Origin of the sequence: Pseudohalocynthiibacter aestuariivivens, assembly GCF_018457175.1 — a bacterium.
GTDB classification, from domain to species: domain Bacteria; phylum Pseudomonadota; class Alphaproteobacteria; order Rhodobacterales; family Rhodobacteraceae; genus Pseudohalocynthiibacter; species Pseudohalocynthiibacter aestuariivivens.
Genome location: NZ_JAGFNU010000014.1, coordinates 89,534 through 109,525 on the forward strand (window position 1 = coordinate 89,534; position 19,992 = coordinate 109,525).

Consider the following 19,992-nt stretch of genomic DNA (forward strand, 5'->3'; position numbering starts at 1 on the left):
GAACAACACCAGCTAGACGCAGTGTAAGGAGGGTTTGATGCGAAGTTCAAGGCGTGGTTCAGTTGATCCCTTCATTGTGATGGATGTGATGGAGGCAGCGCGCAAGGCTGAAAAGGCCGGGCGCCACATTGTCCACATGGAAGTTGGGCAACCCGGAACACCGGCGCCACGCGCAGCGCGTAAAGCTTTGGCAGAGGCCATGGAAACAGAGTCTCTGGGCTATACCGTTGCTCTGGGCTTGCCAGCGCTACGCAGCCGCATCGCCCTTCTTTATAAGGACTGGTATGGCGTAACTGTCGACCCCGCGCGCATTATTGTGACGCCGGGATCATCCGGTGCGTTTATCCTGGCGTTCACAGCATTGTTTGAAGCCGGAGAGAAGGTTGCCCTGGGTGAGCCGGGTTATCCATCTTACCGTCAGATATTAAAGGCTCTTGATCTGGTTCCAGTTGGGTTGCAAACCTCGGCAGAAAATCGCTTGCAACCGGTGCCCGAAGATTTTTCAGGTATAGATTTGGACGGTTTGATCGTTGCTTCGCCGGCAAACCCCTCTGGAACAATGCTGAATCGTGATGCGCTTGCCGCGCTTATCAAGGCCTGTCAGGCGAAAAATATGGCCTTCATTTCGGACGAAATTTACCATGGAATTCAGTACGAGGGGCGGGTGGTTTCCGCTCTGGAGATCTCGGACGAGGTCTATGTCATCAATTCTTTCTCAAAATACTTTTCGATGACCGGCTGGCGTGTTGGCTGGATGGTTGTTCCGGATGATCATGTTCGAACGATAGAACGGCTGGCACAGAATATGTTTATCTGTGCGCCACACGCAGCGCAGGTTGCAGCATTGGCCGCAATCGATTGTGACGATGAACTGACAACCAATTTCGAAGTTTACGCCAAAAACCGCAAACTGATGCAGGACGGTCTGCCCAAGGCTGGGTTCACGAAGATCGCTCCGCCTGATGGCGCTTTCTATTTTTACGCAGATGTAAGTGCCTACACGGATGACAGCCGTGCTTTTGCAGCAGAAATACTTGAAAAGGCCGGTGTTGCGGTAACTCCAGGGATGGATTTTGATCCAGTTCGTGGGGTAGGGACCCTGCGTTTTTCCTATGCCCGATCAACAGCAGATATCAAAGAGGGATTGAAGCGCTTGCAAAAATTCATGGCAACGCGTGGCAGGTGACTTGCTTCAGACAAAAGCTTATACTGAGGATAAGCAGCCCCAGAGAGAGGGCGGAAAACAAGAGCCCGGCATGAGCAGTATTTTTAAACGATTCCTGTGCAAAACGGCACGGTTTGTGTTGGCCATGGTCTTTCTGACGGGGGCAGCACAAGCGCAGCAGCTTTCGGCGCTTGCCCGTGTCGACAGCGGCGCAACAACGGTTGAAGATATTGACGGGTCCCTTGAAATCGATATTGCGCTGACACAGGCGGTGCCTTTCCGGTTGTTTACCCTGACAGACCCAACCCGTCTGGTTATTGACTTTCGAGAAGTCGACTGGAGCGGTTTGAACCGTGACGCCTTTACTGAATCTTCTCATATCGTCGATCTTCGATCCGGCCTTTTTCGCCCCGGCTGGTCCCGGCTTGTTGTGCAGCTTTCAGAACCTATGTGGGTGGAGCAAGCCGGAATGGAGACAAATCCATCCGAAGGCAGCGCAGTTGTGCAGTTAAGGTTAACACCAACGAGCGCTGAAACCTTTGCAGCGTCTGCTGGGGTACCTGACGCGGCGATTTGGGGACAATTTGAAGGGGAAGCTCTGGAACAGCCAATCCAAAGGCAGACCGGGGATCGTCCTCTTGTCGTTGTTCTTGATCCGGGGCACGGTGGAATTGACCCGGGCGCAGAACGCGAGGGGTTGAGCGAAGCCAACCTTATGCTGACCTTTGCACGCAGCCTTAAGGAATCCTTGATCCGTACGGGCGGGTTTGAAGTATTGCTGACGCGCGACTCTGATGTTTTCGTTCCTCTGGAAGCACGCGTTTCGATTGCCCGCGCCGCGAGGGCCGATGTGTTTTTATCTTTGCACGCAGATATTTTGCCAGAGGGGCGCGCAAGCGGTGCTACGATCTATACGCTTTCCGATACGGCAACTGATGAAGCATCGGCACGTTTGGCGGAACGTCATGATCGTGAAGATCTGCTTGCAGGTGTTGACCTTTCCGATCAGGACGATGTGATTGCGTCAGTTTTGATGGATCTTGCAAGGCGTGATACCGCGCCACGAAATGACAGGCTGGCGAATGCTCTGGTCGAGGGGATCATGCAGTCCGTGGGCGAGATGTACAAACACCCCCGACTTACGGCTGGCTTTTCTGTTCTGAAAGCCCCGGATATACCTTCAGTTTTGATAGAGCTTGGGTTTCTTTCCAGTTCGAAAGACCTGGAAAACCTTCAGTCTGAAGAATGGCGCAGCAAGGCAGTTGCAGGTATCACCAGCGCGCTGCAGGAATGGGCCAAGGCAGACGCCGCCGAAGCCCAGCTTATTCGGCAGTAGGTAACTCCTAGCGCCCGGTAACAGGTTTACTGAGAAGAGAAACCTGAAGTTAATTGTGATGTGATTAGCAGGCACTAAATAGCTGATCTCTTTTGACCCTGCGCCGCTGCGCGCCTATATAGAGCAGGAATACGAATAGGAGCGCCGTCTTGATCCGGTTTATAATGTCCTTTTTTGGCGCAATCTTCAGTTGGCTGACGATCGGTGCGGTCATGGCTGTATTGGGCGTCGTCTCTATTTTCTGGATGTACAGCCGCGATTTGCCGAACCACGAACAATTGGCACAATACACACCGCCGACAATCAGCCGGATTTACTCGGGTGAAGGACGTATCATCGATGAATTTGCGCAGGAACGCAGGCTTTTTGCACCGGTAGAAGAAATTCCAGAACTGGTTAAGCACGCGTTTATTTCTGCGGAAGACAAGAATTTCTATACCCATCGCGGGTTTGACGTTCGCGGAATCGCAGCCGCAATTTTAGAGGCGATCCAGACACGCGGTGGCCGTCTTCGCGGGGCTTCGACAATTCCGCAGCAAGTCGCAAAGAACATGCTGCTAGGTGGGGAAAGAACGATCGAACGCAAAATACAGGAAATTATTCTTGCAAACCGCTTGGTGAACACCATCAGCCGCGAAAAAATTCTGGAGATTTATCTGAACGAGATTGATCTTGGTTTCAGAAGTTTTGGGGCGATGTCTGCCGCACAGACCTACTTTAACAAAACATTGACGGAACTCAGCGCCGGTGAAGCCGCATATTTGGCAAGCCTGCCAAAGGCGCCTTACGACTACCACCCGGTGTTGCAGACTGAACGCGCAACCGGGCGTCGTAACTTTGTCCTGCAGGAGATGTTTGAGAACGGCTACATCGATCAGGCGACCTATGAGGCTGAAGAAGCCAAGCCGCTTCTTTCAGTACAGAATGGTGATTATCCGGCATTTCGTGCCTCTTTGCCTCCGCGTGATTATTTCACAGATGAAATACGGCGCCAACTCAGCAGAGATTTCGGTGAAGGTGAATTCTTTACTGAAGGGTACACAGTGCGCGCCACGGTTGACCCGGAATTGCAACCTGTCGCGGCGCAATCTCTGCGTCGTGGTTTGGAAGAATATGATCGCACCCAAGGGGTTTGGCGAGGCACAGGCGTTACAATTGCAAGTGATCTTCTGAAAGACGAAGAAACCTGGCGCGAAGCGCTTTCTGAAGCTGACGTTCCGCGTGATATCGAGGGATGGTTCCCTGCTGTCGTTCTCGAAGTTGGTGAGACACATGCAAGGATCGGAATCGAAGAGGTCGAAGAAGATGAAGACGGCCATTGGATTCCGCCCAACGATGTGACCTGGGCTAAAAAGCTACGCGAAGACGGCAGCCTTTCAAATACCGCGCGCAATGCCGGTGATCTGGTCGACGTTGGTGACGTCGTCCATGTGCGGGCAATGTTCAAGGATGAAGATGGCTCGTTCATTCGCTGGACCTTGCGGCAAATTCCCGAAGTACAGGGTGGTTTCGTCGCGATGGACGTGAACACCGGGCGGGTTATCGCAATGCAGGGCGGATTTTCCTACCAGCATTCGGTATTTAATCGCGCGACACAGGCTGCACGGCAGCCCGGCTCATCGTTCAAACCTTTTGTCTATGCCTCGGCGCTTGATAGTGGGTTTTCACCTGCGACGATCATCGTTGATGCGCCTATCGAAGTTGATACAGGTGCCGGTATCTGGCGACCCCAAAACTCTTCAAATCAGTATTATGGTCCAACACCGCTACGCACGGGAATTGAACAATCCCGGAACCTGATGACCGTTCGCTTGGCGCAGGAAATCGGCATGGAGGTTGTCGCCTCTTATGCTGAGCGTTTTGGTGTCTATGACAGGATGAATCCTTATCTTTCGAACGCGCTTGGCTCGGAAGAAACGACACTTTTTAAGATGGTTGCTGCTTATGCGATGTTTGCAAATGGCGGTGAACGGGTTGAACCGACGCTGGTTGACAGGGTGCAGAACCGCTGGGGCGAAACTGTCTACAGGCATGACCAGCGTGTTTGCGAGGAATGTCAGCATGCAAGCCTGATAGGTGGCCGCGGCCCGCGCGTCACGTCAAACCGCGAGCGGGTGATGGACGCTGTCACTGCCTATCAGTTGACGTCGATGATGCGCGGCGTGGTGCAGCGTGGCACCGCAGCGGGACGCATAACACTTAACGTGCCAGTCGCAGGTAAAACCGGAACCACGAACGAGGCAAAGGATGTCTGGTTCATTGGCTTCACCTCTAACATTGTTGCGGGCTGCTACATTGGTCATGATCGTCCGCGCCCGTTGGGCCGCGGGGCATATGGGGCCAGCATGTGTGGCCCGGTTTTCAATCGTTTCATGCTGGAAGCAACGGCCAAATATGGTGGTGGTGAATTTGAGGTTCCTCCAGGTGGGCATTTCATCAAGATTGATCGGTTCACCGGAGAGCGCCTTCCGGATGAGGCGGGCGGCGAAATGGTTGTTGCTGAATACTTCAGAGACGGTGAAGAGCCGATCTTTGGCTTGGGTGCGCTGATTGATGGTGGTTTCGCCATGGGGGCTAACCTGCCATTGTTTGCGCCGGGTGATGATGCCCTTATCACTGATCGCACTGTCACGACCTCAACCGGTGATACTGCACGTATCGGAGAGCGGGCAACGTTTGGAACGCTAAGTTCCGGTGGGCTATACTGATCTTGCTGATACCGGCAAGCATTGTTATCACACAGTACTGACGAACAAGAAAAGGGCAGCTTGATGCGGGCCGATACACAGAATGCTGTTGAAGCAATTGAAAAGTCACTGGCGCTGCTAAAGCAAAGGTTGGACTGGGAAACTGCAGAGCATCGGCTAGAGGAATTTAACGCACGCGTTGAGGACCCTGATTTGTGGAATGATCCTGCAAAAGCGCAAAAACTGATGCGCGACCGTCAGATGCTTGTTGACGCTATTGGTGTTTGCTCATCGATTGAACAGGATATGTCAGATAACATCGAACTGATCGAACTGGGTGAGATGGAAGAGGACGAAGAGGTCATTCGCGACTCTGAAAATGCACTGAAAAAGCTCGCACAAAAGGCTGCAAAGAAAGAAATCGAAGCGCTGCTGGACGGCGAAGCGGACGGCAATGACAGCTTTCTCGAAATTAACTCTGGTGCGGGTGGCACCGAAAGCTGTGATTGGGCGTCGATGCTTGCGCGGATGTATGTTCGCTGGGCAGAGAAGAAGGGCTACAAAGTTGAACTTCAGTCCGAGACCGCAGGCGAAGAGGCGGGGATCAAATCTGCCACTTACAAAATAAGCGGCCCTAACGCATATGGCTGGCTGAAATCTGAAAGCGGCGTTCACCGGCTAGTTCGTATTTCCCCGTTTGACGGGTCAGCCCGACGCCACACATCATTTTGTTCTGTTTGGGTCTACCCGGTGGTTGATGACAACATTGAGATTGACGTGAACCCCGCTGACATACGGATTGATACATACCGATCTTCCGGGGCAGGCGGGCAACACGTCAACACGACCGATTCTGCCGTCCGGATTACGCATATGCCAACGGGGATTGTGGTTACAAGCTCTGAGAAATCTCAGCACCAGAACCGCGATATCGCGATGAAGGCATTGAAATCGCGCATGTATCAGATGGAACTCGATAAGCGAAATGCCAGTATACTCGAAGCACATGAGGCGAAGGGCGATGCAGGGTGGGGCAACCAGATCCGCTCCTACGTTTTGCAGCCTTACCAGATGGTGAAGGACTTGCGCACGAATTTCGAAACATCGGATACACAAGGCGTTCTGGATGGTGATCTGGATGGGTTTATGGCTGCAACTCTCGCGTTGGATGTTGCCGGCAAAAGCCGCTCAGAAGCGCAAGCAGACAATTAAGGCGAATTCTGTTCTATCGAAAATGGACAGCTCACTGGGAGGCTTCTTAGCTTGCAAGGTCCGTTAAGGGAATTTTAACAAATTAATTTCCCAATGCGCGTATCTTACGTCTTTTCTTGTGCAATTTCGGACGTAGACTGACTTCGGGAGGAGCGAGAATGACACAAGATAAATATAAAGCGGCATCACCCGTTCCAGAGATTCAATCGATCACAATTCAGATGCTGCGCGCTGCCCTGAAAAATGGCTGGCAGGATTTTCTGAAAGCCCCCAAGTTTGGCCTTTTCTTTGGAGGTGTCTATGTTCTTGGTGGTATGTTGATGGCCTGGGTTACCATAAGCACAGGACAAACCTACTGGCTTGTCCTTGCGGCGTTTGGTTTCCCATTACTTGGTCCATTTGCGGCAGTCGGGCTCTACGAGGTCAGCCACAGACTTGAAGAGGGTAAAGCGCTGGACTGGAGCGAAATTCTGGGCGTGATCTACCGACAAAAGGACAGGCAAGTCCCGTCTATTTGCGCGATCATTATTTTGATTTTTATGTTTTGGTTTTTCATCGCACATATGATTTTTGCACTGTTTCTGGGTTTGTCGACCATGACAAATGTTTCAAGCTCTTATGATGTTTTCCTAAGTGCAAATGGCCTGACTATGCTGGCGATTGGTTCTTTGGTTGGCGCCGTATTAGCCTTTTTGATCTACGCTATTACTGTGACGGGCTTGCCGCTTCTTCTGGACCTTGAGGTCGATTTTGTAACTGCAATGATAACGAGCTTTCAAACGGTCGCGCAAAATTTACCAGTCATGCTTGCGTGGGCTGTCTTTATTGCTGCAATCATGTTTTTGGCGATGATACCTGGATTTTTGGGTTTGTTAATTGTCGTTCCGGTTTTGGGACATGCGAGCTGGCATCTTTATCGCAGCGCATTGCGACCGGGAAAATAGAACGAAAATGGGCGCCGCAAAATTTGCACGCGCCCAGATTTTAAATTTGTTTTTGGTCTACGAACCGGTTGCCGGTTTGCTGGCAGGGGCGGGTGCCGCTGGGGCCGCTTTTTTGGCACCGGTGCTCAGCGGGTCATCCTGACGTTGGACAGAACCTTCGAAGTGAGCGCCCGATTCAATTGCGATCGTCTTGTGGATGATGTCGCCCTCAACGCGTGCTGTAGATGTCAGACGAACTTTCAAACCACGCACACGGCCGACAACACGCCCGTTGACAACAACGTCGTCAGCGACGACTTCGCCTTTTACAGTTGCTCCTTCGCCAACTGTTAACAGATGAGCACGAATATCGCCTTCAACCTGTCCTTCGATCTGGATGTCGCCAGTCGTTTTAAGATTGCCCTTTACGTAAAGGTCTGGCGACAAAGTCGATGCTGGTGGTTTTGCTTTGGGTGCCGCAGGAATTTCGGACGCAGGAGGTGCTGCCGGCTTTTCTTTTGCTTTTTCGTCGCCGCCCTGTTTGGGGCCAGGTTCATTTATTCTGCTCTTAGAAAACATTGTTTGCTGCCCTGATGTAGTTCATGGGATTAACTGGGTTGCCGTCCACCCGGACTTCGTAGTGTAGATGAGTTCCGGTAGAACGACCAGAGTTCCCCATATCACCGATTCGGTCTCCGCGCGAGACCCTTTGACCAACCTCGACGCGAACGGCTGACATATGCGCATAGCGTGTTTCGATTCCGAACTCATGCTGGATTTTTACGAGACGCCCGTAACCAGATGACCAGCCTGCGTGTGTGACCACCCCGTCGGCGGTTGAATATATGGGTGTGCCACTTGCACCTGCAAAGTCTGTACCGTTGTGCATCCGTCCCCAGCGGGGGCCAAAACCCGACGTGTACCTGAATGCAGATTTGACAGGTATTGCAAATGGCGTTTTCTGCGCCGCGATCCGATAGATATTCACCCGGTCCATTTCAGATAGAATGGCGTTTGCACGAAGGCTCTCGGCACTCGGTGGCTCGCCTCTGGTCGAAAATGATAGCGGTGTTAGCGGTCCACCCTGGCCTGAATAGCCGCGGCGAATTTGTTCGATAATTCGATCCGTCGGGAGCCCCGCAGCGCGGAACATTTCATCCAATGGAGCGAGTGAGATTGAAACTGCATCTTCCAACTGCTGGAAGATGCGATCATTACGCTCCTGAGCCAATCGCGCCTGCAGCAACAACTCTTCGACAGAGGCTTGTGCTTCAGAGGCTGTATCAGCAATTTCGTCCCGTTCTCCCGCCGTTAATTCAAGTGCTGACGTTAGAAAATCTACGGTGCTCTCAATGTCCTGAATACGGCCTGAATCTGTACGTACAGATCCGGTTGTGCCTTCGAGTTCCGCGCTCAGCGTATCGGCTTTGACAAGGGCGTCATCACGTTCATTCATCGTTCGCCGAAGCGTTCGTTGAATGACCTCGATCCCGGTTTCCAGTTCTTTGCGTTGATCTTCAGAGGCGAGCAAAGAGGATTGCATTTGCGATATCTGCGAAAGCGCGAGATTAAACCGTTCCTGTGCGGCCAATGCTTCTTCGGCGCGGGAATCACGTTCTGAAGACAAGGCATTCAGGCGCGTTTCGTAGATGGATTGTTCACGCCGCGCCTGATCACGGACATTGCCGGACCCAATGCTGTCCATCAACAAAATCGCGGTTGCAACAATGGCCCAGGATACGAGCGCGGTGCCACCAAGAAGTGATGTAACCTGCGCGATGGGAGAGAGACGTATGAAACGTGTTTCAGTGTCAGACCTCAGGAATACCCTGCGCTCTGGAAAGCGTCGCTCGATCACTGCTTTTAGCTTGTTGAACATAGTTATGGTCAAACTGCCCGTCCCTCACTCCGATCCCCAGATATTGCAACGCGCTTGTCCCCACATCGCGATGCACGCCGAAGTGTTACCTTCCCGCTCGCTTTGTCGCAAGAAATTTCAGGTATTTAATGGGCTTAGATGGTTAATAAGCTATCAAAACCGGCGGGTTTTTGCCGATTGATGGCTTGATCCACACGTAGCGAAGGTAGAAATACCAGTATATCGACTGAGCGGAAAAGTGTTTTCTCCACGACGGTTCAACGGTATTTCAACGAAGTTCGCGCGTATCTGCTGCATTTCTCAATCTGTTTTTCACTCAAGTTTTTCCGTCAGCGGCCAGTAAAAATCCGGTGGCAATCCTGCTTCTGCGCGCTTCTCTTCATTAAACGGTGGTCTGAGAGTGCTATGAAAATATTTGCGGACCAAGGCATGGAATACCACCTTTGGGTCCTTCTCATGACGACCACAGAGAAAGTTGAACCACTTTGAGCCATAAGCAACATGTCCAACTTCTTCGCGGTAAATCACTTCAAGCGACTCGACCGCCTTTGCCTCGCCGGATTTTCGAAAAATTTCGATCATTCCGGGCGTCACATCCAGTCCACGTGCCTCCAGAACCATTGGCACAACAGCAAGTCGGCCCATGAAATCCTCTGCAGTGTCCTCTGCCGCACGCCACATACCTGCGTGCGCGGCCAGCGCGCCGTAGTGGCTGCCTCTATCTTTGAGGCATTCACAGATCAGATTGAAGTGTTTGGATTCTTCATCAGCTGCTTTAACCCAATCGTCGTAAAACCCAATCGGCATCTTTACGTCCGAAAATCTCGCAATAATGTCCCAGTGTAGGTCTACGGCATTGAGTTCAATATGCGCCACCGCATGCAAAAGCGCGATGCGCCCCGCAGGTGTGCCAGGCTTTCTGCGCGGAACATCACGCGGGCTAAGCAAAACAGGTTGGTCTGGGCGTGCTGGAAATGAGGGTGGAGAGCAATGGCCAATTTCCAATGCTGGCCCGGCCTCGCGGGACGCGAACCAGCTTGCTGCATGCGCCCGCGACAGCGTAGTTTTTGCCACGCCGTCAGCGCAATTCAGCACCTCGACCGCCATCTCTGTGAGCGTTATGCTCACAGGGATTCAGCCATGTTAAGCACGTCTTCGACGTGACCCGGCACTTTCACTTTACGCCAGACATGCAGGATTTCGCCGGACTCGTTAATCAGAACTGTCGTGCGCTCAATCCCGAGGAATGTTTTTCCATACATCTTTTTTTCAACCCAGACGCCATAGTCTTCGCAGACCGTACCCTCTGCATCTGACAACAGCGGAACACCTAGCGAATGCTTGTCGCGAAATTTATCATGTTTTGCGACAGTATCTTTGGAAATACCGATCACCTGCGTTCCGGCGGCTTTGAACGCATCAAGATGTTGCGTAAAGGCGATGGACTCTTTTGTGCATCCGGGCGTGTCATCTTTAGGGTAGAAAAATAGAACAACGTTATCCGGGCGCAAAGACGAAAGCGTTAAAATGCCGCCGCCATCGCGTGGTAGGGTGAAGTCCGGGGCAATCTCGCCTATATCTACCATGTTGATCAATGTCCTGCTGGCAAAGTTTCTGGTTCTGTTTTAACGCGGAACTTGCGAAGATAAAGAGCATGTCGGCAAAAGACGAAAAAATGCAGCCGTCGAAAGATTCGGTTCGGCGGATAAGAAGAGGCAAGATGAGCTACGGCGCGACAGAAGGTAAGCGGCGGAGGCGCAGGGGCTTTGGCCTCTGGATGCTACTCAGTCTTGCGCTTTTGACTTTGGTTGCTGGTCTGGTTGCGTTCGCCTTGTTGGGGCGCTCGATCGAGGTTCCGAACTGGGTAAAGACGCGGATAGAGACGAGTATAAACCAGTCGCTGGCGGGTGGGCGCGTTGGCCTGGGTGCCGTAAATCTTCAGGTTTCAGACAACTGGGTTCCGGTTATCAGACTTGATGATTTGCTTTTAGAAGACCGGACAGGGCTGCCGATCGCTTCCTTCTCGGATATCGAAGTTACGCTTGCGATGTCAAAGCTTGTTGAAGGTGTCGTTCAACCCACCGCGCTGATGGTCAGGGGCGCGGAATTTTCGATGCGACGAGAGCCGAACGGGCGGTTCGATTTATCTCTGGATGATCCGGAGCAAACGCTGGGGACGAACGGATCACTCTCTGATGTTCTGAAAAGTATCGACAGACTTTTTGCGACACCGCAGTTGGCCGCCATTGAAAACGTGCAGATCAGCGATGTTACCTTTCAGTATGAAGATGCCCGCGCCGCACGATACTGGGTTGCAACCGATGGCGTGTTGGAGCTGACGCAGGACCCTGAAAAGCTAGATATCCGCCTCGGGTTTGAACTTTTCTATGGTCAAGACACACCGGCAGAAGCGTCGCTTTCGTTCAGATCTTTCAAAGGGTCGCCGCGTGCAACGATTTCGGCAAATCTAAAGGACGTTCCGGCCGACGACTTTGCGACACAGGCACCCGCGCTTGCGTGGCTTGCGGTGATAGACGCGCCCGTGTCAGGCGCGGTAAGGGCCGAGATTTCAGAGGACGGTGAACTTGGTTCCATGAACGGAACCCTTGAAATCGGAAAAGGTGTGCTGCAACCGACAGAGCAGACACGTCCCATTGGTTTTAACACTGGCAAGGCGTATTTCACGTACGACCCCGATCTTCAGAAAATTACATTCAGCGAATTGTCAGTGTCGACAGATGCCGCTGAGCTCAAGGCAGAGGGTAAAGCCTATCTTCGAGATTTGATTGATGGCTGGCCCTCAACTTTGCTGGCTCAGTTTTCATTTTCGCAAATTTCTGCAAATCCCGTTGGTATATTTGTCGCTCCGGTTTCCTTTGATGGTGGTGCGCTGGACATTCGACTTCGCTTGGATCCCTTTTCACTGACAATCGGGCAGCTTGTGCTAATAGACGGTGATACACATTTGCAGGTGCGTGGCGGAGTGGCGGTTGATGAAGCCGGTTGGGCGGTTGCACTTGACCTGAACCTTAATGAGATTCAGCAAAAGCGGCTGATGGAACTGTGGCCAGTGGTTTTGATTTCGAAAACCCGGGACTGGCTGGAAGAAAATGTTTACTCAGGGCACCTCAGTAATGTGACGGGGGCGTTGCGTCTGTCACAGGGCCAGGACGTACGGATGTCATTCGGGTTTCGGTTTCACGACGCAACGGTTCGCTACATGCGAAAACTGCCACCAGTTGAGCAGGGGAATGGATATGCAACGATAAGCGATAAAACACTATCGCTTGTCGTCGAAAATGGCATTGTAACAGCACCAAACGGTGGACTTCTTGATGCAACAGGCACCGTCTTCAGTATACCTGATGTGTTTGTTCGGGAACCTCCGGCAGTTGTCGCTCTGCGTGCCAAAGGGACAATTCCGTCTGTTCTTTCGCTGCTCGATGAACCACCTTTTGAGTTTCTGTCAAAGGCGGATCAACCCACGGATCTGGCAGAAGGCGTGGCCGATGTGCAGGCAGATATCCGGCTTCCGCTGGCCGATACCGTTTTGCTGGAAGATGTGGATTTTGAGGTCTCGGGTCAGTTGCAGGACGTTACATCAGACAAGTTGGTTCAGGATCGGGTTCTAAGTGCGCCGGAGCTTGCGTTGCGCGCATCACCTGATGGAATCGAAATTTCGGGGATGGGAAAATTTGGCTCCCTGCCTTTTAACGCCACATGGACACAGGGGTTCGGGGAAGCAAACAAAGGTCGCTCGCAGGTTGAAGGTACGGTGGAGCTATCGCAGGTTTTTGTAAATGAGTTTAACCTTGGATTACCAGACGGAAGCATAAGTGGTGTTGGTCGTGCCGCGATCAATATAGAGCTGCTAAAAGACGCGCCGTCGTTGTTCACCCTGACCTCTGACCTCAACCAGCTAGGGATGCGACTAAACGATCTTGGATGGGCGAAGCCAAGAGATGTAACCGGAGAACTGCTTGTTTCCGGTTCATTGGGAAATCCAGTGCGTATAGAGTTGCTGAAGATCAACGCCGCCGGGTTGGACGCAACGGGCAGTGTGACCTTAAAAGAGGGCGGCGCTTTGGATGCTGCCCGCTTTTCAAGCGTTCAGGTCGGACAATGGCTAAACGCACCTGTTGTGCTACGCGGGCGCGGTATCGGACTTACGCCGGCCGTATCGGTCGAAGGCGGCATGATCGATATTCGTCAAACAACCTTTGGTCGCGGAGGCGGGACCGGGCAGGGTGGGCCTATCTCTCTTGCGTTGGACCGTCTTGTTGTCTCTGAGGGGATTACGCTGACAGGGCTGCGCGGGAATTTTCAGACAAGCCCGGCTTTCAACGGAACATTTCAGGCGAAAGTGAATGGCCAGGTGGATATTCTTGGGACACTGGCCCCTCAGGAAGGCGGAACCGCTATCAGGATTCGGAGTTCGGACGCGGGGGCGGTTATGCGCGCCGCAGGTGTTTTGGACAAAGCACATGGCGGGGATATGGATCTGATCCTGATCCCACTTGGGGAAACAGGTAGTTACAATGGGCGATTAACAGCAACAACCGTTCGTGTTCGGGACGCACCGGCTTTGGCCGATTTGCTGGGCGCAATAAGTGTTATCGGATTGCTGGAACAATTGAATGGTCAAGGTATCGTTTTTAGTGATGTCGAAGCCAATTTCCGCTTGACGCCAACCCGGGTTATTATCACGAGAGGCAGCGCAGTTGGTGCCTCTCTCGGGGTGTCGATGGACGGTGTGTATAGCTTGGGAACAAAGCTTTTGGATATGCAGGGTGTGATTTCACCAGTCTACATTGTGAACGGAATCGGGGCGATTTTCACGCGCCGGGGGGAGGGGATATTTGGCTTCAATTATCGCCTTACCGGATCATCGGATGACCCAAGCGTTTCGGTAAACCCACTGTCGATTTTTACACCCGGCATGTTTCGCGAAATATTCCGTCGCCCGCCGCCAAAGGTCGACGAATGAAACTCTCGGATTTCGATTTCGACTTGCCGGAGGATATGATTGCCACGCGGCCGGTCAAGCCACGCTCTGCATCACGTCTGCTGGTTGCCGAAGACCGACGTATTTGCGACCTACATGTCTTTGACTTGCCCGATCTATTGCGGGCAGGCGACAGGTTGGTTTTGAATGATACAAAGGTGATCCCAGCGCGCCTTTTTGGTGTGCGCCGCCGCCTGGGTGCCGAGGGTGAGACCGAAGCGAAAATAGAAGTCACCTTGTTGGACCCGCGTGGTGACGGCACGTGGCGCGCCTTGGTAAAACCCCTCAAGAAAGTGAAGGAAAGCGAAGAAATTCACTTTTCTTCAGGGCTTTCAGCAGTTCTTAAAGCCAAAGATGAGGGCGCTGCCCATCTTGAGTTCAATTTGACAGGTCAGGATTTTGACGATGCACTTGCTGTTGCCGGTGCTATGCCATTACCGCCCTACATCGCGGCAAAACGAGCTGCGGACGAGCAGGACAAATCTGACTACCAAACTGTATTTGCCCGCCAAAAAGGCGCGGTCGCTGCGCCAACCGCTTCGTTGCATTTTGATGAGGCTTTGCTTCGGAAGATTTCTCGGAAAGGTGTTTCGATCACCTACGTAACGTTACATGTCGGCGCCGGAACGTTTTTGCCCGTTAAAGTTGACGATGTACGCGATCACAAGATGCATTCTGAATGGGGCGAGGTATCACAGAAAGCCGCAGATGAAATCAACGAGACACGCGCGCAAGGCGGGCGCATAATCCCGGTTGGAACGACTGCACTGCGATTAATAGAATCTGCCGCCTCGCCAGATGGCCAGATGCAAGCGCGGCGTGGCAATACCGATATTTTCATAACGCCGGGTTACAGTTTTCGCGCTGCTGACGCGCTGATGACCAATTTCCATTTGCCGAAATCGACGCTCATGATGCTTGTTTCAGCACTTATGGGGGTCGAAGAAATCCGAGAAATTTACGCACACGCAATTTCGAAGGAATATCGGTTCTTTTCTTATGGCGATGCGTCTTTTCTGGTGCCTGAAAGCAAAAGGCGACTTTAAATGTCGTATCGATGCGGTATGCGCGCCCAGAATGTGGGTACACCCCCCTTAAATACGCGCGAGGATTAAAATGATACAGGTGCTTGGAAGCTCTTGGGCGCTCTTGCTTGGTATGACCTTGCTTATGGTCGGCAACGGTATGCAGGGGACGTTGTTGGGTGTGCGCGGCGCGCTTGAGCAGTTCTCGACCTTTGAGATGTCTATCGTCATGTCCGCGTATTTTGTCGGATTTCTCGGTGGCTCGCGCCTTGCACCCGAAATGATCCGAAGAGTTGGCCATGTGCGGGTCTTTGCAGCACTGGCGTCATTTATTTCTGCGGTTCTTATCTTGTACCCCTCTTTTGCCAACCCAATTGCATGGGCATTGGGGCGTGTTCTGATCGGGTTTTGCTTTTCCGGTGTGTATGTCACAGCAGAAAGCTGGCTTAACAACGCAGCCACAAACGAAAATCGGGGTAAGGCGCTATCGCTCTATATGATGGTGCAGATGATCGGGATCGTTTCTGCACAAGCGCTGATCGCGGCGGGTGACCCATCAGGGTTCATTCTTTTCATTATTCCATCAGTACTGGTCTCGATATCGTTTGCACCAATTCTGCTGTCGATCAGTCCGACACCTGCGTTTGACACCACGCAACCTATGTCGCTGAGAGAGTTGTTCTCACGATCTCCGTTGGGGTGCACAGGACAGTTTCTACTTGGTGGTGTCTTTTCAGCGCAATTTGGGATGTCAGCCGTTTATGGTGCGCAAATCGGATTGTCGCTTGGTAAAATCTCGCTGTTCGTGTCGGCCTTCTACATCGGTGCTCTTTTGTTGCAATACCCGATTGGTTGGTTGTCAGACAGGATGGACCGGCGGATATTGATTGCCGTGGTCGCGCTGATTGGCGGGCTGGCGTCTTTTATCGGGTTCATGGCGGGCGGCGTATTTGAGCTTTTGCTGATTTCCGCGTTTTTGATTGGTGGAACCTCGAACCCGCTTTACGCGCTGCTGATCGCGCATACCAACGACTTTCTTGAACACGAGGACATGGCATCTGCTTCGGGAGGTTTGATTTTTGTGAATGGCCTTGGCGCAATCGCAGGACCGGTCATAACCGGGTGGTTGATGGGAATGATCGGGGCGCATGGATATTTCATGTTCATGGTAGTTTTGCTGCTTGCGCTTGCGGCCTACTCGGCCTATCGCATGACGCAGCGGCCAGCGGCAAATGTGGAAGATACCGTTTCTTATGCGACTCTCATGCCTTCCTCATCTCCTGTCGCGCTTGAAGTTGCCCAGGAGATATTCATAGAGGCGTCGATGGATGAAGAAAGCAACAATCTGAATCTCGATGAAAATTAATGTTGTAAATGTGTAAATGTTTTGTAACGCTTCCTATGTCTAGGGGGTTTTATTGCTACGGAGGAGGGTCCGATGCTGAACCCAAGTGAAGTGCTGGACTTCTGGCTTAAGGAAGTCGGTCCAGATGGTTGGTACGAGGGCGGGGTAGCGCTTGATACCAAAATCCGTAACAGGTTTGAAAAATCCTGGTATGCGGCGAAAGAAGGCAAGATGGCGGATTGGGCAATGCGCTCAGAAACCACACTTGCATATCTGATACTTATTGATCAGTTCCCGCGAAACATGTTCCGAAATGACAGCCGCGCATTTGCGACGGATGGATTGGCGCGTGCGGCTGCGAAAAAGGCGATTGATAAGGGATGGGACATGCGCGTTCCGGAACCTGAAAGGCAGTTCTTTTATCTGCCGCTGATGCACTCAGAATGCTTGTGTGATCAGGAACGTTGCGTACGTCTGATGCTGACGCGAATGCCTGAGACGCAAGAGGAAAACCTCCTGCATGCAAAAGCGCATCGGGAAGTGATCCGTAAGTTCGGCCGATTCCCTTACCGAAATGAAGTTTTGGAACGTGCTGACACAACGCCGGAAGCCGCATTTTTGGCTGAAGGTGGGTATCGTAAAGCGGTTGAATTGGTACAGGCTTAGTACATTAGCTTATAAACCAACAGTTTAAGACTGCGTCACTAAGGCGTTAGTGTGGTTGGTTGCTGCTGCGCTCCGGATAGTTTAATATCAAACTACTTTTTTAACGGAGGGCGCAGATGTCTGCCAAGTCATTCGATGTTGTCGTTGTTGGGGCTGGCCCCGGCGGGTATGTAGCAGCGATCCGCGCCGCCCAGTTAGGGCTGAGTTGCGCGATTGTGGAGCGTGAGCATTTAGGCGGTATCTGCCTGAACTGGGGATGCATCCCAACCAAGGCGCTGCTGCGCTCGTCCGAAGTTTTTCACCTTATGGAACGGGCCAAGGATTTTGGCCTTAAGGCAGATAACATCGGCTATGATCTTAAGGCTGTTGTGAAACGTTCACGCGGTGTCGCAGCGCAGCTTTCGGGCGGCATTGGCCATCTGATGAAGAAGAACAAAATCACCGTTTTCATGGGGACAGCCACATTGCCTGTGAAGGGCAAGGTTAGTGTGAAAACTGATAAGGGTGTCGAAGAACTGACAGCCAAGAATATCGTTCTGGCAACGGGTGCAAGGGCGCGCGAACTGCCGGGACTAGAGGCTGACGGTGATCTGGTCTGGACCTACAAACACGCGCTTGACCCGGTTCGGATGCCGAAAAAACTCCTGGTCATTGGCTCGGGCGCAATCGGAATTGAATTCGCAAGTTTCTACAATACCCTCGGATCCGATACGACTGTTGTCGAAGTGATGGATAGAGTGCTTCCCGTCGAAGACGCAGAGATCAGCGCATTTGCCAAGAAACAGTTTGTTAAGCAGGGTATGAAGATCATGGAAAAAGCCATGGTCAAGCAACTTGATCGCGGCAAGGGCAAGGTCACGGCCCACATCGAAACGGGCGGCAAGATTGTCAAAGAAGAGTTTGATACGGTGATTTCTGCGGTTGGCATTGTCGGCAATGTCGAAAACCTAGGGCTCGAATCGCTTGGCGTGAAACTCGATCGAACCCATGTTGTGACGGATGAGTTCTGCCGCACAGGTGTCGACGGGCTTTATGCGATTGGCGACATCGCGGGTGCGCCATGGCTTGCACATAAGGCCAGCCACGAGGGCGTGATGGTCGCAGACCTGATTGCCGGTAAACACGCGCATCCGGTTAAACCCGAAAGTATCGCTGGCTGCACTTACTGTCATCCGCAAGTTGCCAGTGTCGGTTATAGCGAAGCCAAGGCGAAAGAACTGGGCTATGAGATCAAGGTTGGCCGCTTCCCGTTCATCGGGAACGGCAAGGCGATTGCACTCGGGGAACCCGAAGGGCTGGTCAAAACGGTCTTTGATGCAAAGACAGGCGAACTGCTCGGCGCGCATATGGTCGGGGCCGAGGTGACAGAGCTTATTCAGGGCTACGTCGTCGGGCGCCAGCTGGAAACCACGGAAGAAGACCTGATGAACACCGTATTCCCGCATCCAACCCTGTCTGAAATGATGCATGAATCCGTTCTGGATGCCTACGGGCGCGTCATTCACATGTGATCCATTCGGTAATGACCATAAGCGGCCCGCGTGAAGATTGCGGGCCGTTGTGGTTTGCAGTTCAAGTGTGTCCTAGGGCTCAGGATTGGTAAACTGATCGAAAGAGTCAGATGACTGCTTCGAACTCTTTTTGACAACCGCTGCACTGCAATTGACCCGGGAATATTCACAACAGTTTACCATTGACGCATATCAAAGAGTAAATCCTCTATTCTGGTTTAGCTTTGAGTCGAACTCTGAGCCTCCGGGTTCATTGCAGGTGAAGTGACAAGAGGTAGAGGAAACATGAGAAAATTAATGGCTAAATGGCGCGCCAGAACTCTCGCGTTGGTGTTTGTTCTGACAAGTGTCATCCCGGCTACGGCCGAAACGTCAGTCGGGTCGAATATCGATAGTCGTGTTGTCTTGGCTTTCAAAGTGAACGACGACGCCGTTCAGTCGATGCTGCCAGACAGATGGGTCGTACTAACCCTTCCGAAAGGACCGTTTGCAGGAACTAACCTGCTTGTAGCCTTCATTGACCGCCACTTGGCACTTGATCCAGAAGGCAAGCCGCTTGCTCCACACAATCGCAGGTCAGTGGCCATTGTGGCCTATGGTGTCAATCCGGGGTTTGAGGGTGCACGCATGTTTGTCACTCGTGTTTACGAAACGCCACCAGTTGCGAGCAGTTATGACAACGGAGTGGCGGCAAGAATTAGCCGGGACTTGGCCTTTAGTGGCCCCTATGAAGGGGCTCGCAACCACAGAGAAACCTGGGTTGTCGAACCTGAAACTGGTGGTACGCTAAATCTGAGCCTGGCATATCAGACCGGACGTCCCGTATGGTCTAAGTCCGAGACTACGCCATACTCTGCGGCCAACCCGGATTTTCATCGGATTTACCGCTATGAACAATTGGCAGATCTAGCCATGAGCACAGCTCTTGGGCGTGAGCTTGTAGGTGAAGTTACCTTACAATCCAGCGTTCCGGAGTTGGCAGAAATATTTGATGGTAGTGAGGCTCTGACGGGTGTACTCGCCATCCCTGTTTACACGCGCGACGTTTTCCTGCCGTAACAGAGTAGCATGTAATAACCGCTTTGTCCTGTGTGGATGTATATGGACCCCGCCTTTTTGCAAGTACAATTTTGTGCTTGGCGTTTTGTCAGAAGCAGTCTTGTGTTCGGCCTCTTAGCGCGACGCACATGGCCGCTGGCCCTGATGGTTTCCACCAACCAAGTCCCATTCCGCACATC

Annotated in this window: 15 protein-coding genes; 11 read left to right on the forward strand and 4 right to left on the reverse strand. The window is 52.3% G+C overall.

Annotated elements, in window-relative coordinates; genetic code table 11:
• The first annotated feature begins 37 nt into the window (after positions 1-37).
• From J4E70_RS16885 to J4E70_RS16905, 5 genes are all read left to right on the forward strand, one after another.
• A complete protein-coding gene (locus J4E70_RS16885; protein ID WP_213890822.1) occupies positions 38-1,186 on the forward strand; it encodes a pyridoxal phosphate-dependent aminotransferase in 1,149 nt (382 codons plus the stop codon).
• A gap of 70 nt (positions 1,187-1,256) precedes the next feature.
• The gene (locus J4E70_RS16890) at positions 1,257-2,501 is read left to right on the forward strand and encodes an N-acetylmuramoyl-L-alanine amidase (RefSeq protein ID WP_213890823.1); all 1,245 of its coding nucleotides are present in this window, start codon (positions 1,257-1,259) and stop codon (positions 2,499-2,501) included.
• 149 nt (positions 2,502-2,650) lie between these two features.
• Positions 2,651-5,209, forward strand: a complete 2,559-nt coding sequence (locus J4E70_RS16895) for a penicillin-binding protein 1A (RefSeq protein ID WP_213890824.1) — start codon at positions 2,651-2,653, stop codon at positions 5,207-5,209.
• A gap of 63 nt (positions 5,210-5,272) precedes the next feature.
• Positions 5,273-6,400 carry a peptide chain release factor 2 gene (gene prfB / locus J4E70_RS16900; protein WP_213890825.1) on the forward strand — a complete coding sequence of 376 codons (1,128 nt, stop codon included), beginning with the start codon at positions 5,273-5,275 and terminating at the stop codon, positions 6,398-6,400.
• Between the two features lie 158 nt (positions 6,401-6,558).
• Positions 6,559-7,344: a DUF2189 domain-containing protein gene (locus tag J4E70_RS16905; RefSeq protein WP_213890826.1), complete on the forward strand. Its 786-nt coding sequence runs from the start codon at positions 6,559-6,561 to the stop codon at positions 7,342-7,344.
• Between the two features lie 57 nt (positions 7,345-7,401).
• Here the strand turns inward: J4E70_RS16905 and J4E70_RS16910 are convergent, their stop codons facing one another.
• The 4 genes from J4E70_RS16910 to J4E70_RS16925 all read right to left on the reverse strand — a co-directional run bounded on the left by J4E70_RS16910 (position 7,402) and on the right by J4E70_RS16925 (position 10,788).
• Positions 7,402-7,902 carry a bactofilin family protein gene (locus tag J4E70_RS16910; RefSeq protein ID WP_213890827.1) on the reverse strand — a complete coding sequence of 167 codons (501 nt, stop codon included), beginning with the start codon at positions 7,900-7,902 and terminating at the stop codon, positions 7,402-7,404.
• Positions 7,892-9,202: a DUF5930 domain-containing protein gene (locus tag J4E70_RS16915; RefSeq protein ID WP_213890842.1), complete on the reverse strand. Its 1,311-nt coding sequence runs from the start codon at positions 9,200-9,202 to the stop codon at positions 7,892-7,894. The genes J4E70_RS16910 and J4E70_RS16915 overlap by 11 nt, the downstream gene beginning before the upstream one ends.
• A gap of 312 nt (positions 9,203-9,514) precedes the next feature.
• Positions 9,515-10,309 carry a ferritin-like domain-containing protein gene (locus J4E70_RS16920; protein ID WP_213890843.1) on the reverse strand — a complete coding sequence of 265 codons (795 nt, stop codon included), beginning with the start codon at positions 10,307-10,309 and terminating at the stop codon, positions 9,515-9,517.
• Positions 10,310-10,326: 17 nt separating this feature from the next.
• Positions 10,327-10,788 carry a peroxiredoxin gene (locus tag J4E70_RS16925; RefSeq protein WP_213890828.1) on the reverse strand — a complete coding sequence of 154 codons (462 nt, stop codon included), beginning with the start codon at positions 10,786-10,788 and terminating at the stop codon, positions 10,327-10,329.
• A gap of 134 nt (positions 10,789-10,922) precedes the next feature.
• Between J4E70_RS16925 and J4E70_RS16930 the strand changes: the two genes are divergently transcribed.
• The 6 genes from J4E70_RS16930 (at position 10,923) to J4E70_RS16955 (ending at position 19,813) form a co-directional block, all read left to right on the forward strand.
• Positions 10,923-14,189, forward strand: a complete 3,267-nt coding sequence (locus tag J4E70_RS16930; RefSeq protein WP_213890829.1) for a YhdP family protein — start codon at positions 10,923-10,925, stop codon at positions 14,187-14,189.
• Complete coding sequence (queA, locus tag J4E70_RS16935) at positions 14,186-15,253, forward strand: tRNA preQ1(34) S-adenosylmethionine ribosyltransferase-isomerase QueA (RefSeq protein ID WP_213890830.1); 1,068 nt, start codon at positions 14,186-14,188, stop codon at positions 15,251-15,253. The genes J4E70_RS16930 and queA overlap by 4 nt, the downstream gene beginning before the upstream one ends.
• A gap of 70 nt (positions 15,254-15,323) precedes the next feature.
• The gene (locus tag J4E70_RS16940; protein ID WP_213890831.1) at positions 15,324-16,598 is read left to right on the forward strand and encodes an MFS transporter; all 1,275 of its coding nucleotides are present in this window, start codon (positions 15,324-15,326) and stop codon (positions 16,596-16,598) included.
• Between the two features lie 72 nt (positions 16,599-16,670).
• The gene (locus tag J4E70_RS16945) at positions 16,671-17,243 is read left to right on the forward strand and encodes a DUF924 family protein (RefSeq protein ID WP_213890832.1); all 573 of its coding nucleotides are present in this window, start codon (positions 16,671-16,673) and stop codon (positions 17,241-17,243) included.
• 116 nt (positions 17,244-17,359) lie between these two features.
• Positions 17,360-18,754: a dihydrolipoyl dehydrogenase gene (lpdA, locus tag J4E70_RS16950; protein WP_213890833.1), complete on the forward strand. Its 1,395-nt coding sequence runs from the start codon at positions 17,360-17,362 to the stop codon at positions 18,752-18,754.
• A 297-nt stretch (positions 18,755-19,051) separates the two neighbouring features.
• Positions 19,052-19,813 carry a hypothetical protein gene (locus tag J4E70_RS16955; RefSeq protein ID WP_213890834.1) on the forward strand — a complete coding sequence of 254 codons (762 nt, stop codon included), beginning with the start codon at positions 19,052-19,054 and terminating at the stop codon, positions 19,811-19,813.
• Positions 19,814-19,992: the final 179 nt, after the last annotated feature.

Coding starts and splice junctions, on each gene's coding strand:
- J4E70_RS16915 (WP_213890842.1), bottom strand. CDS start 9,202: ATGTTCAACAAGCTAAAAGCAGTGATCGAGCGACGCTTTCCAGAGCGC.
- J4E70_RS16905 (WP_213890826.1), top strand. CDS start 6,559: ATGACACAAGATAAATATAAAGCGGCATCACCCGTTCCAGAGATTCAA.
- J4E70_RS16920 (WP_213890843.1), bottom strand. CDS start 10,309: ATGGCGGTCGAGGTGCTGAATTGCGCTGACGGCGTGGCAAAAACTACG.
- lpdA (WP_213890833.1), top strand. CDS start 17,360: ATGTCTGCCAAGTCATTCGATGTTGTCGTTGTTGGGGCTGGCCCCGGC.
- J4E70_RS16930 (WP_213890829.1), top strand. CDS start 10,923: ATGAGCTACGGCGCGACAGAAGGTAAGCGGCGGAGGCGCAGGGGCTTT.
- prfB (WP_213890825.1), top strand. CDS start 5,273: ATGCGGGCCGATACACAGAATGCTGTTGAAGCAATTGAAAAGTCACTG.
- J4E70_RS16945 (WP_213890832.1), top strand. CDS start 16,671: ATGCTGAACCCAAGTGAAGTGCTGGACTTCTGGCTTAAGGAAGTCGGT.
- J4E70_RS16910 (WP_213890827.1), bottom strand. CDS start 7,902: ATGTTTTCTAAGAGCAGAATAAATGAACCTGGCCCCAAACAGGGCGGC.
- J4E70_RS16940 (WP_213890831.1), top strand. CDS start 15,324: ATGATACAGGTGCTTGGAAGCTCTTGGGCGCTCTTGCTTGGTATGACC.
- J4E70_RS16885 (WP_213890822.1), top strand. CDS start 38: ATGCGAAGTTCAAGGCGTGGTTCAGTTGATCCCTTCATTGTGATGGAT.
- J4E70_RS16890 (WP_213890823.1), top strand. CDS start 1,257: ATGAGCAGTATTTTTAAACGATTCCTGTGCAAAACGGCACGGTTTGTG.
- J4E70_RS16925 (WP_213890828.1), bottom strand. CDS start 10,788: ATGGTAGATATAGGCGAGATTGCCCCGGACTTCACCCTACCACGCGAT.
- queA (WP_213890830.1), top strand. CDS start 14,186: ATGAAACTCTCGGATTTCGATTTCGACTTGCCGGAGGATATGATTGCC.
- J4E70_RS16955 (WP_213890834.1), top strand. CDS start 19,052: ATGGCTAAATGGCGCGCCAGAACTCTCGCGTTGGTGTTTGTTCTGACA.